16 protein-coding genes are annotated in these 15,740 nt (G+C 71.0%); 7 read left to right on the forward strand and 9 right to left on the reverse strand.

Going from position 1 to position 15,740, the window contains the following annotated elements; translation table 11 throughout:
* Positions 1 to 38 precede the first annotated feature (38 nt).
* The 4 genes from ACYVLT_RS38965 to ACYVLT_RS38980 form a co-directional block, all read right to left on the reverse strand.
* On the reverse strand, positions 39 to 2,930 hold the full coding sequence (locus tag ACYVLT_RS38965; protein ID WP_461125178.1) for a glycoside hydrolase family 9 protein: 2,892 nt from the start codon (positions 2,928 to 2,930) through the stop codon (positions 39 to 41).
* Positions 2,931 to 3,523: 593 nt separating this feature from the next.
* On the reverse strand, positions 3,524 to 4,033 hold the full coding sequence (locus tag ACYVLT_RS38970) for a carboxymuconolactone decarboxylase family protein (RefSeq protein ID WP_461125179.1): 510 nt from the start codon (positions 4,031 to 4,033) through the stop codon (positions 3,524 to 3,526).
* A gap of 119 nt (positions 4,034 to 4,152) precedes the next feature.
* Complete coding sequence (locus ACYVLT_RS38975) at positions 4,153 to 4,779, reverse strand: hypothetical protein (RefSeq protein ID WP_461125180.1); 627 nt, start codon at positions 4,777 to 4,779, stop codon at positions 4,153 to 4,155.
* 117 nt (positions 4,780 to 4,896) lie between these two features.
* Positions 4,897 to 5,682 (reverse strand): AraC family transcriptional regulator, encoded by a 786-nt coding sequence (locus ACYVLT_RS38980; RefSeq protein ID WP_461125181.1) that lies wholly within the window; start codon positions 5,680 to 5,682, stop codon positions 4,897 to 4,899.
* Between the two features lie 165 nt (positions 5,683 to 5,847).
* On the opposite strand from ACYVLT_RS38980, the gene ACYVLT_RS38985 reads away from it, so the two are divergent.
* Entirely contained in the window at positions 5,848 to 6,915 is a 1,068-nt protein-coding gene (locus ACYVLT_RS38985; protein WP_461125182.1) for a glycoside hydrolase family 19 protein, read from the forward strand.
* A gap of 266 nt (positions 6,916 to 7,181) precedes the next feature.
* Positions 7,182 to 7,421, forward strand: a complete 240-nt coding sequence (locus ACYVLT_RS38990; protein ID WP_461125183.1) for a hypothetical protein — start codon at positions 7,182 to 7,184, stop codon at positions 7,419 to 7,421.
* Between the two features lie 79 nt (positions 7,422 to 7,500).
* Here ACYVLT_RS38990 and ACYVLT_RS38995 read toward each other — a convergent pair whose 3' ends face one another.
* Entirely contained in the window at positions 7,501 to 8,298 is a 798-nt protein-coding gene (locus ACYVLT_RS38995; RefSeq protein WP_461125184.1) for an alpha/beta fold hydrolase, read from the reverse strand.
* 11 nt (positions 8,299 to 8,309) lie between these two features.
* Complete coding sequence (locus ACYVLT_RS39000; protein WP_461125185.1) at positions 8,310 to 9,386, reverse strand: C40 family peptidase; 1,077 nt, start codon at positions 9,384 to 9,386, stop codon at positions 8,310 to 8,312.
* 134 nt (positions 9,387 to 9,520) lie between these two features.
* On the opposite strand from ACYVLT_RS39000, the gene ACYVLT_RS39005 reads away from it, so the two are divergent.
* Both ACYVLT_RS39005 and ACYVLT_RS39010 read left to right on the forward strand, forming a co-directional pair.
* Positions 9,521 to 10,261 carry a lytic polysaccharide monooxygenase gene (locus tag ACYVLT_RS39005; protein WP_461125186.1) on the forward strand — a complete coding sequence of 247 codons (741 nt, stop codon included), beginning with the start codon at positions 9,521 to 9,523 and terminating at the stop codon, positions 10,259 to 10,261.
* A gap of 89 nt (positions 10,262 to 10,350) precedes the next feature.
* Complete coding sequence (locus tag ACYVLT_RS39010; RefSeq protein ID WP_461125187.1) at positions 10,351 to 10,923, forward strand: DUF305 domain-containing protein; 573 nt, start codon at positions 10,351 to 10,353, stop codon at positions 10,921 to 10,923.
* Here the strand turns inward: ACYVLT_RS39010 and ACYVLT_RS39015 are convergent.
* Both ACYVLT_RS39015 and ACYVLT_RS39020 read right to left on the reverse strand, forming a co-directional pair.
* A complete protein-coding gene (locus tag ACYVLT_RS39015; RefSeq protein WP_461125188.1) occupies positions 10,920 to 11,822 on the reverse strand; it encodes a pseudouridine synthase in 903 nt (300 codons plus the stop codon). The genes ACYVLT_RS39010 and ACYVLT_RS39015 overlap by 4 nt on opposite strands.
* 346 nt (positions 11,823 to 12,168) lie before the next feature.
* Positions 12,169 to 12,741 carry a DUF4386 domain-containing protein gene (locus ACYVLT_RS39020; protein ID WP_461125189.1) on the reverse strand — a complete coding sequence of 191 codons (573 nt, stop codon included), beginning with the start codon at positions 12,739 to 12,741 and terminating at the stop codon, positions 12,169 to 12,171.
* A 90-nt stretch (positions 12,742 to 12,831) separates the two neighbouring features.
* Between ACYVLT_RS39020 and ACYVLT_RS39025 the strand changes: the two genes are divergently transcribed.
* Positions 12,832 to 13,488, forward strand: coding sequence for a TetR/AcrR family transcriptional regulator (locus ACYVLT_RS39025; RefSeq protein WP_461125190.1), 657 nt, complete (start codon positions 12,832 to 12,834; stop codon positions 13,486 to 13,488).
* On the opposite strand, the gene ACYVLT_RS39030 is transcribed toward ACYVLT_RS39025, so the two are convergent.
* A complete protein-coding gene (locus ACYVLT_RS39030; protein WP_461125191.1) occupies positions 13,472 to 14,095 on the reverse strand; it encodes a DUF4230 domain-containing protein in 624 nt (207 codons plus the stop codon). The two genes, ACYVLT_RS39025 and ACYVLT_RS39030, sit on opposite strands and share 17 nt — an antisense overlap.
* Positions 14,096 to 14,294: 199 nt before the next feature.
* On the opposite strand from ACYVLT_RS39030, the gene ACYVLT_RS39035 reads away from it, so the two are divergent.
* The gene (locus ACYVLT_RS39035) at positions 14,295 to 14,528 is read left to right on the forward strand and encodes an acyl carrier protein (RefSeq protein ID WP_461125192.1); all 234 of its coding nucleotides are present in this window, start codon (positions 14,295 to 14,297) and stop codon (positions 14,526 to 14,528) included.
* Positions 14,525 to 15,736: a beta-ketoacyl-[acyl-carrier-protein] synthase family protein gene (locus ACYVLT_RS39040; protein ID WP_461125193.1), complete on the forward strand. Its 1,212-nt coding sequence runs from the start codon at positions 14,525 to 14,527 to the stop codon at positions 15,734 to 15,736. Before ACYVLT_RS39035 ends, ACYVLT_RS39040 begins: the two co-directional genes overlap by 4 nt.
* Positions 15,737 to 15,740 lie beyond the last annotated feature (4 nt).

Genomic DNA, 15,740 nt, shown 5'->3' on the forward strand with positions numbered 1-15,740 from the left:
GTGGCGTGGGTCAGCCCGTGGGCCGCCCGATCACGAGGTCACCCCACCGTGCAGGGGTTCCCGTTCACCCGGAAGTCGGTCGGCTGCGCCTTCGAACCCGAACCCCACGAGTTGAACCCGATGCCGACCGAGCCGTTCGGCGGCACGGTGCCGTTCCACGACGCGTTCGTCGCCGTCACCGCCTGACCCGACTGGGTCCACGTGGCCGACCAGCCTTGCGAGATCTTCTGCGTGCCCGGCATGGTGAACTCCAGCTTCCAGCCGTTCCACGTCTGGTTGCTCGTGTTCGTCAAGGTGATGTTCACCGACATGCCGTCAGGCCAGGTCGAGGCCCGCCACACCACCTTGCAGTAGTTGGCCACCACGACCGGCTTGGTCCGCACGGTCGTCTGCGGCGACATCGCCGACCGCAGGTTCGCGACGTTCTTCGCCACCACGGCGAAGTTGTACGCGGTGTCCGGCCGCAGCCCGGTCAGCGTCGCCGACGGGGAGGTGACCGTGGCGACCACGCGCAGCGCGTCACCCTCGACGGCGATGACGTCGTACTCCTTGATGGCGCTCTCCGGGTCGGTGGACGCCGTCCACGACAGCTTCATGCCGGTCGTGGTGACGTCGGACGCCAGCGGGGCGCCCGGTGTCGACGGCGGCGTGGTGTCGACCGGCGGCGCGGTCGTGACCTTCTCGGCCGCCCAGCTGGCGATCCACGCGAACGCGGAGTTCCAGTTGACCGTGACCTCGTTGAGCGAGTACGCCTCGATGTGGTCCACGAAGCACTTCTGCGACACGCAGCCTTCGAGCAGCCGCGCCGCGATCGGGTCCTGCAACGAGCTGTTCGGACCACCCGAGAGCGCACCCGCGGGCGCGTTCGGCAGGGTCGGCTCCAGCTGGTTCGCCCAGTGCCGGTGGTGCACGTTCTTCACCGCCTGGTCGCCGTGCCCGGTGACGTAGGAGTACGACAGCGGGTTGCGGCCCAGCAGGTAGTGCAGGCCCTGGAACACGCCCTGCCGGTACTTCGCCGCGCCGGTGAAGTCGTGCGCCAGCGCGAGCACCGAGATGTTGTTCGCGATCAGGCCGTTGGAACCCCACTCGTAGCCCTGGGTCGGGCGGTACGGCGCGGGGTAGGCCTGGCCCGCCATCTGCGACAGGTGCTGGTCGGCCACGGCGGTGAACGCCGACTTGATCGCCGCGATGTCCGCGGCGGGCAAACCGTTGGGCACGAGCGCCAGCGTGATGTCGCCCAGCGGGCCCGTGGAGCCCCAGTCGTAGCCGCGGGCGGTCAGGCTCGCGCCCTTGAAGTGCGTCGACGAGGTCAGGTCGGTCCGGTAGGCGGCCTCACCGGTGGTGGTGAACATCTCCGCCGCGGCCCAGTAGAACTCGTCGGTCAACGTCGGGTCGCTGTACGCGCCGCCGCCGGTGCCGTCGTTCGGGTCGGCGATCTTGTTCGGGTTGGCCTTCGCCGCCGCGTACGCCTTGGTGGCCGCCGCGAGCGCCTTCGCCGAGAACGCCGGGTCGATCGTCTTCCAGATGCGGGCCGCCTGCGCGGCCACCGCGGCCGTGTTCAGCGTCGCGGCCGTGCTGGTCGCGGACAGCCGCCGGGCCTGCGGGTCCTGGTGGGGCAGCAGGGGCAGCCCGGTCCAGTTCTGGTCGTGGATCTTGTGGTGCACCATGCCGTCGGGCGCCTGCATCTTCAGCAGGAACTCGACCTCCCAGCGCGCCTCGTCCAGGATGTCCGGCACGCCGTTGGCCTTCTCCGGGATGGCCAGCTTGCCGTCACCCAGCGCGGCGGCGTCGCCGATCAGCTTCGCCCGCTCGTAGGTGTTGAGCACCTGCCACGCCGAGATGCCGCCGTTGACCACGTACTTGCCGTGGTCGCCCGCGTCGTACCAGCCGCCGCGCACGTCCAGCGTGTAACCGCAGGGGACGGTCGCGAGGCAGGGGACGTTGTTGTCACCCTGGTTCGGCGCGACGTTGAGGTGGCCGGCCGGGCGCGCGTACTGGGCGCCCACGTACTGCGCCTCGATCTCGATGCCGCTGCGGTTGTGGTAGAAGTACGCCAGCGAGTCGTACCGCAGCTGCTTGATCTCGTCGGTGGCGATGTCGAACGGGAAGCTCGTCTCCGCGCCGACCGTCAGCGTGTACCCGGTGCCCGCGGTGTCGAACGACGAGAAGTCGATCAGGTGCGTGGAGTCGCCCGAATCGGGGTCGACGGAGCCCTTGGGCACGGTCTGGCCGGTGGCCACGGTGGTGCCGGCGGAGTTCTTCAACGTCCACGTCTGCGCGACCGTCGCGTCGGAGGTCAGCGTCGCCTGCTTGGGCAGGCCGGGGACGTAGGCCACCTGGTCCACGTTGATCTTCTTCGCCGGCGGGCCCGTGTCGCCGCCCGGCGGCTTCACACCGCCGATGAGCGTGATGTTGTCCACGCAGACCGTCGTGTCGGCCGCCTGGGCGCCCAGGTGGAACGTCACCTGCCCGGGCCCCGCGTCCGGGAAGTCGAGTTCCGACGTGAACGTGAAGGTGAAGCGCTGCTTCGTCGTGGTCAGCGCGACGTCGTGCTTGGCGATCTGCCGGTACGGGCTGACGCCCTCACCGGCCACCGCCGCCGCCGGCCGGGCGACCGAGGCGTAGGCGTCGAAGGTCATCGTGTAGGACTGGCCCGCCTCGAACGGCACGCCGTTCTGCCCGATGAGGGCGTCCCACGGGTTGACCGTGCCGCCGGTGACGGTGGCGCACAACTCGCCGTTCGTGACCCGGTTGGACACGCCCGCGCTGGCCCACCACGGGTCGGCGGAGCCGTTGCTGAAGGTGCCGTTGACCAGACGTTGGTAGTCGGCTGCGTGAGCCGTTCCGGACGCAAGCGCGCCGCTCACCGCCACGACTGCGAGTGCCGCGGTGGCCTGGCGGCGCCACCGGGGAGAAGGAAGCGATCTCATGGACTTGGGTCTCCTCCGTCTGCTCTGACGGTTGACGACGCTTCTGGGAGCGCTCCCTGGGAGCGCTCCCAGGGACTCTAGGGTGACTCCGCGCACATTCACAAGGGTGACTTTGACCTCCAGTTAGGCGGAGGTGACGCGCTGTTAGTGGTGTGAGCGCTAACAAGGGCGTGAAGGGATTTGAGGCTGAAAGGATTTAAAGAGTCCTCGCCGGACGGGCAGATCAGCAGGATGACGGGGATGGCACCGTCGGTGCGGCTGCGTCGTGGGTCGGGTTCCGTGTCATCCCGCCGACCTCCACAAGGGCAACCACACGTGTCAAGGGGGCCGTACCAGCGTCAGGTGCGGTCTGGTCGCGAGTGCCCCCTTGACACGCGCGGTTGGGCGGGGCCAGGTCGGCGGGATGACACGAAACCCTCATCGAGAGGGCGTGCGGTGAACGGAAGCGTCCACAGGTCCGCAGGCGGCAAGGGGGGTGCGAGGGGAGAGACCGTGGTCGAGTGGTAGTTGGTGGATTAAACGCGGGGTGCGCGGGACGGGCGTTGGCCCGCGGCGGCTTCGGTGCGCTTGCTGGTGACGTCGGTGCGTTGTGATCAGCTGATGCCGATGATCGAGGGGTAGCCGTTGGGCACGATCCGGTCGGCCATCCGCTCGTAGGCCTCGGGCTCGTCCGGTGCCCACGTGGCCAGTCCGTCGACGTAGCGGTTGGCGGCGCAGAACACCGCCGCGATGAGCACGGTGTCGTGCACCTCGACGTCGGTGGCGCCCTGCTCCTTGGCCTTCGCGATCAGCTCGGCGGTCACCGAGCGCCCGCTGTCGGTGACGGCGGTGGCGATGTCGATCAGCGCCAGCAGCTTCGGCGTGTGCGTGTAGTCCTCGGGCAGTTGCGCGGCGGCGAAGGCGGCGTGCGAGCCCGCGCAGAACTTGCACTTGTTCAACTCGGAGACGTGGGTGGCGATCAGTTCGCGCTCACCGCGGGACAGGTCGCTCGGGCCGCGCAGCAGCACCTCGACGATCTCGGTCAGCGGTCGGCCCGTCTCGGGGCGGTAGTTCATCAGCCCGGCGATCCCGGGCAGGGTGTTGTCCAACTCGATGTGCGGCATAGTGATCAGTGTCCCGACCGGAGAACCGCTGGTCGAGCGGCGATCGGACGAATACACAACACAGTTATGCGACGTGCTCGCCCGAATCGCCGACTCGACTCACCCGTACGGCCCATGGATCAGGCGCACGCCTGCGGATCGACCTGGTAGACGGGGTCGATCCGCTCGCCGAGCACAGGGGTGGTGGAGGTCGCCGTGGCGACTCCTTCGTGGACGGCGTAGGTGACCCGAGTGCCCTCGTAGACCATCGGATCGCTCGGCCACACCAGTTGGCCCGTGACGGTCACCAGGTGGCGCGCGCCGTCGACGACCTCGCACCCGTACCGGTTGATCGCGTTCACACCGCCGCCCTCGGCGAGCGCGAGCGGACCGCCTTCGGGTGTGGTGACGGTCCGCAGGCGCATCCCGCGCACGCCCCACACCGTGAAGAGGTCGGTGTTGGCCCCGGCGGACTCGGTCACCACCACCTCGTCGCGGCCGTCGTCGTCCAGGTCCACCACGCGCAGCGGCAGCACGCCGGTCCTGCTGTACAGCGGCATGCGGGCGGTGATCCGGTAGTGGCGGATGGCGGCGACGAGTTCCTGCCTGTCCGGGTCGCCCTCGACCACGCGGACCCAGGCCCGGTCCGCCCGGCCGTCGCCGTCGAGGTCCGCGGTGACGGACTGGTCGCCCGCCGCGGGCGGCGCGCCCCACAGTGCCGGGACCGCGGCGACGAGTGCGAACGCGGGCGCAAATGCCTTCAACACGATGGATCCCCCTGATTTCGGGCACCACGAAGACACCTCGTGGCACCGGTTCCCCCCGACGCGATCGCGTCAACAACAAGGAGACGGGCGGTCGCGGTTGGCGTTCCTTGCTGTGGCTCAGGTCACAGCGCGGGCGTATGCGGCCGGGGTGATGCCGTAGCAGCGGCGGAACCAGCGGGTCAGGTGGGCCTGGTCGGCGAAGCCGGTCAGCGCGGCCGTCTCGGCCGCCGAGTGGCCGGTGGCGAGCAGTCGCCTGGCCGAGCGCAACCGGCGTTGGCGCTGGTAGTCGCTGGGGGACAGGCCGTACTCGGCGCGGAAGGCCCGGTAGAGCGCGAAGCGGCTCAGGCCGGTCGCGGCGGTCAGCTCCTCGGTGGTGACGTCGTCGGCGTGGTGCGCCTCGATCAGGTCGCGGGCGGCGGTGGGGTCGGCCGGGGCCCTGGTCGTGGTGGGCAGGGGCGTGACGTGGGCGGCCATCGCGCGCACGGTGTGCATCAAGTGCTCGTCGCGGGCGAGGCTGGTGCCGTCCTGCAACGCGGTGTGCAGGTGGCGCAGGGCGTCGGCCAGGCGCGGTGAGTGCACCACCGGGTCGCGGAACAGCGGCAGGCGCGGTAGCAGTTCGGCGACCAGCGACGGTCCGATGTGGACGATCCGGTAGGTGAAGCCGTCCTCGGTCGCGGTGCGGCCGTCGTGCACCTCGTCGGGGTTGAACGCGAGCACCATGCCCGCCGCGCTGGTGTGCGTGCCGCCCCGGCACCGGAACGCCTGCGCCCCCTGCTCGGTCACGCCGAACGAGTACGCGTCGTGGCTGTGCCGGTGGTACCGGTGGGAGGTGAAGTGGGCGTGCATCGCCTCGACCGGTCGATCGGCCGCGCGCCAGTACCGCGTCCACTGCACGCCTGCCATTCAAACACCGCCCACTGGTGTTCAAGACCTGCCACGCGTAATCGACGGCATGCCGGCGGAACGTGAGAGGAATTCCACCTTCAGTCTTGACTGGTATAGACCATTTCCGGTTGAGTGGGCCCCGTCACACGTCCGAGGGCGCTCGAACGGAAAAGAGTGATCTTTGTGTCGAGATTCCGCGTAGTGGCGGCGATCGCCGCTTTCGTGGTCGGGGCGGCACTGACCGTCGTGGTGGCCAACACCGCCGCGGCGGCCGCCTGTGCGGCCGCCTGGAGCCCGTCGGCCGTCTACACCGGCGGCACGACGGCCTCGCACGGCGGGCACAACTGGCAGGCCAAGTGGTGGACCCAGAACGAGACACCCGGCTCGGCCGCGGTCTGGGCCGATCAAGGGGTCTGCGGCGGTGGCACCACGCCGCCGCCGGCCTGCGACTACCCCGCGTGGGTGCAGGGCCAGTGGTACACCGCCGGCAGCATCGTGCGCTACACCGACGGCAGGTACTACATCGCCGAGCACGACAACCCGGGCTACGACCCGATCATCAGCACCTGGTACTGGAACCCCCACGACTGCGGCTCCACTCCGACCACCACGACCAGCACACCCGCGCCGGGCGGGTTCGTGGTGAGCGAGGCGCAGTTCCGGCAGATGTTCCCGAACCGCAACCCCTTCTACACCTACGCCGGCCTCACGGCCGCGCTCGGCGCGTACCCCGGGTTCGCCAAGACCGGCACGGACACCGTCCGCAAGCAGGAGGCGGCGGCGTTCCTGGCCAACGCCAACCACGAGACCGGCGGCCTGGTGCACGTCGTCGAGCAGAACCAGGCGAACTACCCGCACTACTGCGACCCGGGCCAGCCCTACGGGTGCCCCGCGGGTCAGGCGGCCTACTACGGCCGCGGTCCCATCCAGCTCAGCTGGAACTTCAACTACAAGGCGGCGGGCGACGCGCTGGGCCTGCCGCTGCTGACCAACCCGTGGCTGGTGCAGAACGACGCCTCGGTGGCCTGGAAGACCGCCCTCTGGTACTGGAACACCCAGTCCGGCCCCGGCACGATGACCCCGCACAACGCGATGGTCAACGGGCACGGGTTCGGTGAGACGATCCGCAGCATCAACGGATCGCTGGAGTGTGGCGGGCGCAACCCGGCGCAGGTCCAGAGCCGGGTGAACGCCTACCAGCGGTTCGTCGGCATCCTCGGCGTGCCGGCGGGCAACAACCTGTACTGCTGACGGTGGCGGGGGACGGGCGCCCGCGGCTCCCGTCCCCGTCCTCGGTGAAGGGAACGTTTCGGTAACGGTCTGGCCCTGTGCGGTCGTGCGACCGACATCGGTGGTTCGTCCCGTCGGGTGAAAGCAGCGGGCAGTAGTTTGATAACGCGTCATGATCCGGGAGTGGTCGTATCCCTCAGTCAGGGCGACCGCGGGCCGGTACAGGAAATATCTTTCATGTTTTGTGCCCGGGCTGGTCGGCCGATTTCGAGCCTTACGCTCGTGGCATGAGCGCACTTACCGGTCTACCGGTCTGGGGGTTCCTGGCCTTCGCCGTGCTGGTGATGCTGTTCGCGTTGTTGCTGGTCGGGCTGGTGGTGCACGCCAGGCGCGCGGGTACCGAGGTCAAGGTCCACCTGCTGCCGCCGAAGATCGAGATCCGGACCGTGGCCGAGGCGGGCGACAACCGATCCGTCGCGGTCGAACCGGCGGAGTCGGGATCGAGGAGAACTCGCCGCTCCGCTTGACCGAACCGGCACCACGAGTCGGATCCGACGCCCTCCCGGTCAGGTCCACGTCCGCCGCGCGGCTCCCGTCCCCTCCCCGTCACCGGGTCAGGTGCGCGAGCACGGCCCACCCGAACGACCCCGGCGACTCGACCCACGGCACGTGGCCCGCGCCGGGCAGCACCACCCGTGCCACGTCCGGCAGGGCCTCGGCCAGCGAGTCGACCGCCCAGCGGGGCCGGATGTCCGCCGCGCCGTCCACGATCAGCGTCGGCACGGCCAGCGCGCGGCAGCGTGCGATCAGCTCCGCCTCGTCCCGCGCGTGCGACTCGGCGTTCAGCGCGGCGTTGGCGTCCTCGTTCACGCCGAACCACGGCGTGGCCAGGTCTTCGGCGTGCTGTCGGGCCGTCGAGGGGTCGGCGAAGTCCGCGGTCCACAGTCGGATCGCCGCGTCCCGGCCCACGCCCGGCGGCTGGTCGCCCAGCCGGTCGGCGAGGTTGCGCCGGTACTCCTCGTGCCAGTCCCGGCCCAAGCCGGTGCCGGAGACGTAGACCAGCGACGAGACCCGGTCGGGGTGGTCCAACGCGTAGTGCAGCGCCACCTCCGCACCCCAGGAGTGGCCGAGCAGCGCCATCCTGGACAGTCCGAAGTGGACTCGCACGGCGTCCAGGTCGGCCAGCGTGCGGTCCATCGTGTACGGACCGCCGTGAGCGGACCGGCCGCCGCCGCGCTGGTCCCAGCGGATCACCCGCACCCGGTCGGCGAGCAGTGCGGCGAGCCCGTCGAACATGTCCCACAACCCGGGGCCGCCGTGGCACAGCACCAGCGGCACGCCGCGCCCCGATTCGGCCGCCCACAACACGCGGCCGTCGTCCGCGATGACCTTGTGCTCCTCCATGCGGACCAGTGTCAGCCAACCAGGCGTCGGATCACACTGATCGGGCCGATCGAGTCGATGTCGGCGATCTTCACGGGCACGCCCTCGGTCGACGCGTGCACCGCCCGCACGTTGTCCACGGCCATCGCCACGTGCGACTGGCCGGCGTAGTAGATGATCAGGTCACCGGCCTGGACCTGCGCCCTCGTCACCGCTCGACCGGCGGTGGCCTGCACGTAGGTGGTGCGCCCGATGGTCACGCCCGCCTCGCGGTAGGCGGCCTGCGTGAGGCTGGAGCAGTCCCACGTGTCGGGCCCGTTGGAGCCGAACACGTACCGCTCGCCGCGTTGGGCGAGGGCGAAGTTCAGCGCCACGCCGGCGGCGCCCGACGGCACGGCGACGTTCGACGTGTCGCCGGGCGCCGCGAGCACCGCCTTGTCGGCCGCGCTGAGCGAGCGGTACTGCGCCCGCGCGTCCGCGACCTGCCGGTCCGCCGCCGTCCCGCGGTCGGCGAGGTCGGTGACCAGCCGGTCCGCCTCGCCCGCCGCGGAGGCGGCGCGTTCCTGCGCGTCCCGCGCGCCCGCCGTGGCGCGCTCGGCGGTGTCGACGGCGACCGACATCCGGTCCAACGCCTCGTCGTTGTCCGCCGCGAGCACGCCCAACGCGCTCATCCGGTTCAGGAAGTCCTGCTGTGAGTCGCTGACGAGCAGCGCGGACAGCTGGGTGAACCGGGCGCCCTCGAACGAGGCCTCGGTGAGCAGGTCGACCTGGCCGCGCAACGCCTCCTGGTCGGCCCGGGCCTGGTCGCCGAGCCGGGTGGCCTCGGCGAGGTCGGCGTTGGCCCGGTCGAGTTCGCCCTGCTTGGCCTTGAGGTCGTCCTGCGCTCTGAGGTGCTCCTCGTGCAGCCGTTCGGCTTCGCGCGACAGCTCTTCGTACCTCGCCAGCGCGTCCGAGGCGTTCGGCTGCGCGACGGCGGGCGTCGGCACGGTCAGCACCGCGACGACGGCCGCGGCCAGTGCGGCGGCACGCCTACCGGGATGTCCGTTCACGGTGAGGGCTACGGGTGGCTGGACCAGTCGGTTCAGATCCTTGACCCGGATGACGTTCACGATTATGGTCTAGACCACATCGCGAGGCGTGACGCACTGCTCTCCGTGCGTCACGCACCGCGTGATCCGGCCGCCGCGGAAATGGACCCTGCCTTGGAGACCCCCTCCGGGTCTCCTCCGAAGGAGCTGGACACATGAGCCTGAAACGCAAGCTCGCGGCGGTTCTCGCCGGCGTGGGCATCGCCCCGTTCATCGTCGTGGTGTCGGCGGGAACGGCGAGCGCGCACGGCTACATCTCGTCGCCGCCCAGCAGGCAAGCGATGTGCGCGCAGGGCCGAGTCTCGAACTGCGGCCCCATCGTCTACGAGCCGCAGAGCGTGGAAGGCCCGAAGGGGCAGTCCAACTGCCACGCCGGGTTGAGCCAGTTCGCCCAGCTCAACGACGACAGCCGGCCGTGGCCCACCACCTCGGTGGGCAACAGCGTGACGTTCAACTGGACGCTCACCGCCCGGCACTCCACCTCGACGTGGCAGTACTTCGTCGGCGGCTCGAAGATCGCCGAGTTCAACGACGGCGGTCGCCAGCCCGCGGCCACCGTGACGCACAACGTGAGCCTGGGCGGTCGCACCGGCCGGATCAAGCTGCTGGCCGTCTGGAACATCGCCGACACGCCCATGGCGTTCTACTCGTGCGTCGACCTCCAGGTGGGTTCCGGTGGCGGCACACCGACCAGCACGACCACGCCGACGACCACCACGCGGCCCACGACGACCACGACCGCACCCCCGGTGGGCGGCACGTGGGCGCCCAACACCGCGTACTCGGTCGGTTCGCAGGTGAGCTACGGCGGCGTCAACTACCGCTGCATCCAGGCCCACACGTCCCTCGTGGGCTGGGAACCGCCGAACACCGCGTCGCTGTGGCAGCGGCTCTGAAACCCTGACGTGGAGCCGATGTGACCGCGGCCCGTCCGCGCCGACCCTGTGACGGCGCGGGCGGGCCGCCTCGGCGAAGGAGGACGACCTTGCGACGTCTGGCGGCCCTGGTGGCCGGATTGCTCGTACTCGCCGGATGCGGCGGCCCTTCACCCGCCGCGACGACCCCGCCGCCGGCGTCGACCCCGGTGGAGAGCAACGAGTTCAACGAGACCGACGTGATGTTCCTCCAGATGTCCGTGCCGCACCACCGGGCGGGCCTGGAGATCGTGCGCCTGGCCGAGGACCGGGCCGTGCGCGCGGAGGTGAAGACGTTGGCCGCGGCCATCGAGGTCACCCAGCTGTCCGAAGTGGACTCGATGACCAAGTGGTTGGCGGACTGGGGGCAGCCGGAGTCGGCTGGCGACAACCCGCAGCTGCACGCCGGTCACGGTGGTGACCACTCGACCAGCCCGGAGGCCGTCGCGGAACTGGCCGCGACCGGGTCCGGCGAGTTCGAGAAGGCGTTCCTGAACCTGCTCATCGCCCACCAGCACAACGCGGTGGCGATGGCGAAGCTGGAGAAGGAGGGCGGGATCAACCCGCAGGCGAAAGACCTGGCGGCGCGGATCTTCGACTCCCGCACCGCGCAGATCGCGCAGATGCTCGGCTACCTCGACTAGAGGTCGAGTCGGAGGTTGCTGGTGAAGCGGCGGTGCTCGCCCGTCACCGGGTCGGTGAACGCGAGCACCTTCGCCAGCAGTTGCAACGGGTCGGTGAAGTCGTCCAACGGCTTCTCCCGCAGGACCGGGTAGAAGTCGTCGTGGCGGATCGGCACGCCGAGCGAGGCCATGTGCAGGCGGAGCTGGTGCGTGCGGCCGGTGGCGGGCACGAGCCGGTACCGGCCCCACCCGGCGCGGTGCTCGACCAGATCGACCAGCGTCTCGGCGTTCGGGGGACCCGGTACCTCCTGGGCCGTGATGACGCCCTTGACCTTGACGATCCGGCTGCTCACGCGGGTCGGCAGGGTCAGCGCGGGGTCGTGCGGCGCGATCGCCTCGTACTCCTTGTGCACCGCGCGGTCGGCGAACAGCGTCTGGTACCGGCCGCGCAGGGTCGGTTCGACCACGAACATGACCAGCCCGGCGGTCACCCGGTCCAGCCGGTGCGCCGGGCTCAGGTGCGGCAGCCCGAGGTCGCGGCGCAGCCGGACGAGCGCGGTCTCCACCACGTGCTTGCCGCGCGGGATGGTGGCCAGGAAGTGCGGCTTGTCGACCACGACGATGGCGTCGTCGCGGTGCACGACCCGGATCTCGAACGGCACCGCCACCTCGTCGGGCAGGTCGCGGTGGAACCACACCGAGCCGCCGGGCGTGAACGCGGCGTCCGGCGCGATCGGTCCGGCGAGGTCGTAGACGCGGCCCTCGGCGAGCATCAGGTCGATCCGCTCGGGCGCCACCCGGGGCAACCGCTCGACCAGGTGGTCGCGCACGGTCGTCCACGGCCCTTCGTCGGGCAACCGCAGACGTGCCGGGTCGAGGCCGTGGCGCTGGTCGAGCGGCGGCCGGAGCTTGCGCCTCATCGTCGGGCAGCATACGCCCGAGCCGCGCGGGCGCCCCGGTGTTCTCTGGCACCCTGGTCCTCGACGCGGTCGGGGCGTCCGGACGGGGAGCGGCGCCATGACCGGGGAACCGGGTGCCGACCGGGAACCGCGCTCGGCGACCGACGAGGAGCGGCTGACCGCCCGGCGCGCGGTCTCGCCGCGTGCCGCGCTGATGGAGCACCTGAGCCTGCTCGAAGGCGGGATCCCCGGCGCCGCCGCTCATCAGGCCGCCCACCGGCTGCTGCCGACGGACTCTGGTCGCACTGCTGTTCCGGGCCGACGAGGCCGTCCTCGTCGCGGCCAGGGCGGGCGGCGCGACGATCCGCTAGCGCGCCACGGCCACCTCGGGGTGGGTGGCGGGCGCGGCGAAGCCCTTGACGATCAGCAGCACGCCCAGGACGAGCTCGAACAGGCCGCCCGGGACGGAGAGCAGCACGCCGACGCCGTGGCCGAGGACCTCCAGCGCCGCGCCCACCAGGAACACGGCGTAGCCGATCACGCCCCACACCGCGAGGGCGCGGGGGACCAGGCCGGCTCGCAGCAGGACCCGGCAGAACAGCACGCCCGCGGTCGCCACGGCCATCATCGCGACCTGGTAGCTGTAGTGGTTGCCCGCCGCCACCGGTTCCGGCAGCAGCACGAACACGACGCCGACGGCCAGCAGCGCCGCCTCCACCGCCCGGCCGACCAGGTACGCGTGCGCGGTCAGCTCGCTGTGCGGCCTCAGCACGGGGAACACCAGCACGCCGATGCCCGCGACCATGCCCGAGTTCACCAGCATGAGCAGGCCTCCCGCCGCGTTGGACCCCGCGTCGACCAGGGCGCTGCCGCCGCCGTAAACGACGAACGCGAGGAGGAACAGCGCCCCCACGGACCGTCCGGTGGCTCTCGATGACATGGGTCTTCCCTTCGACCGCGACGCGCCAGCCTTACTAAGTAAGGCGAACGGTACCGTACTAAGTACGAAGCTGTCACCGCCGGAGGTCGGATGTCGAAGTCGGGTGCGCCACTGAGCCGGGAACGCGTGCTGCGCGCCGCCGTCGCGATCGCCGACGCGGGCGGGATCGGGGGGTTGACCATGCGGTCGCTCGCCGACGCGCTCGGGGTCAAGCCGATGTCGGTCTACCACCACGTCGCGAACAAGGACGAGATCCTCGACGGCATCGTGGACCTGGTCTTCAGCCGCATCGCACTGCCGACCCCGGGCGGCGACTGGCGGCACGAGATGGTCAAGCGGGCGCACTCCGCGCGTGACGTGCTCAAGCGCCACCCCTGGGCGATCGGCCTGCTGGAGTCGCGGACCGCGCCCGGCCCGGCGACGTTGCGCCACCACGACGCGACCATCGGCACGTTGCGCCGCGCGGGCTTCTCCGTCGCCATGACCGCCCACGCCTACGCCCTGCTGGACAGCTACGTGTACGGGTTCGCGCTGCAAGAGGCCGCGCTTCCCTTCAACGGCCCCGATTCCGCCACCGAGGTGACCGAGGACATCCTGGCGCACCTCGCGCGGGACGACTACCCGTACCTGGTGGAGATGGCCACCGAGCACGTCCTGCGACCCGGCAACGACTTCGCCGACGAGTTCGGGTTCGGGCTCGACGTGATCCTCGACGCCGTGGCCGGCTGGATCAGTCCAGGTTCGTGAACTCCACCTGGTACCCGAGCGCGCCGAACATGCCGGTCAGCATCTTGCGCGTGTTGTCGTCGGCCCGCCGCGCCAGCCCGGACTCCCGCGCCGCGTCCGCGATCTTCTGCTCCGCCGCGACGTAGAACGGCTGCTGGTCCTGCGTCTCGACCAACGACGCCAGCCGGTCGAACAACCCGCGCTCCTGCGCGAACACGTAGCACCGCTCCTGGTCGAGGTTCGGCTTGTCCAGCACCGCCCCCGGCAACGCCAACCGCACCTTGCGCGCCTCGCCCGAGGCGTTCGTCGGCGACACCTGCAACGCGTCCTCGGCCATCCCGCCGAAGTCGACGTAGGCGTTCACCGTCCCGGCCGCGACGAACAACGTCCGCTGTCCGGCCAACGCCGACGGCACGTACCGGACGTCGCGCTCGATGTCGAGCACTACCTGGAACTCGCCCGCCGATGCGTGGTACTGGCTCAAGTCCCGCAACGACTGCAACAACGCGGGCTGGCTGCGGTCGATCGTGTCGGTGCCCGCGAAGAACCGCGGCACCACCACCACCGCCGCGACCAGCACGCCGACCACCACCAGCACCGCCGCCGCCACACCGATGCGCCACTTCATGCCGGCGGGATACCCAGCGGCGCCACCGGGGAACCCGCTCGCCGTCGCGGAAGATCCCGTTGGTCCCCACGGCCCAGCACGACCCGGATCGGCCGACGACGCCCGCCGCCAGGTGCCGTAGTGACGGGCGCACCTGGTTGGCCGCCGGTCCCACCGATGAGGTTCGATGGCGGGAGGACCGGGTGAGCGAGGAGAGACCGTGTACGAGACGTTGAAGCAGATCCTCGTGGACACGCTGAAGGTCGCGCCGGAGCAGATCACCCCGGAGGCCACGAAGGACGACCTGGACCTGGACTCGCTCGCCTTGGTGGAGCTGTCGATGGTGCTGGGCAAGGAGCACGACCTGCACATCAGCGACGACGAGCTGTTCGACATGGAGACCGTCGGCGACATCGTGGCGCTGATGGAGGAGCGGGCCGGGACCGACCGGTGACCGGCCTCGACGTCGCGGTCACCGGGCTGGGCCTGGTCACACCGGGCGGCGTGGGCGTGGAGGCCGGGTGGTCGGCGGTACTCGCGGGCCGTTCGACCGCCGCGCACGACCCGGTGCTGGCTGGCCACGAGGTGACGATCTCCTGCCGCGTCCCCGACTTCGACGCCGACGCGCTGCTCGGTGCGCGCCGCGCGGTCCGGCTCGACCGGTTCACCCGGTTGGCCCTGGTCGCGGCACGGGAGGCGCTCGCCGAGGAGGACCGCGCCGGCTGGGACCCGGCGCGGGTCGGCGTGGTGATCGGCACCTCCGCAGGCGGCGGCGAGACGGTCGAGCGGCAGCACGGCGTGCTGCTGGCCGACGGTCCGACCGGGGTGTCGCCCCTGCTGCTGCCGATGCACCTGCCGAACATGGTCGCCGGCCAGATCGCGATGGAGTTCGGTTTCCACGGCCCGAACCTGGTGGTGTCGACCGCCTGCGCGTCCGGCGCCACCGCGATCGGCGTGGCCTGCGACCTGCTCGCCGCACGGCGTTGCGACGTGGTGGTGGCGGGCGGCGTCGACGCGCTGCTCACCCCGTTGACCATGGCGGGTTTCGCCCGCATGGGCGCGTTGTCGCGGCGGGACGACCCGGCGACGGCGTCGCGGCCGTTCGACGCCGACCGGGACGGGTTCGTCGCGGGGGAGGGCGCGGCGGTGCTCGTGCTGCGGCGCGCGCAGGACGCGCGAGCCGACGGGCGGCGGGTCCGGGCGCGGGTCGTCGGGTACGGCGCGAGCGCCGACGCCCACCACATCACCAATCCCGACCCCGAAGGACGAGGCGTGCGCGCGGCGGTGCGTGCGGCGTTGGCGGACGCCGGCGCGATGCCCGAGGAAGTCGACCACGTCAACGCGCACGGCACCTCGACGCAGCTCAACGACCTGGCGGAGGGGCGGGTACTGGCGGACCTGCTGCCGTCGCGGCCGTTGGTCACCTCGACCAAGGGCGTGACCGGGCACATGATGGGCGCGGCCGGCGCGGCGGAGGCGGTGTTCACGGTGCTCGCGGTCGAGCGTGGTGTGGTGCCGCCGACGGCGAACCTGGAGACGCCGGACCCGCGGCTGGACCTCGACGTGGCCACCGCCGCCGTGCCGCGTGAGGTCGACCTGGCGTTGAGCAACTCGTTCGGGTTCGGCGGGCAGAACGCGGTGCTCGCCATCGCCAGGGCGTGAGCGG

The organism is Saccharothrix stipae (assembly GCF_054781895.1).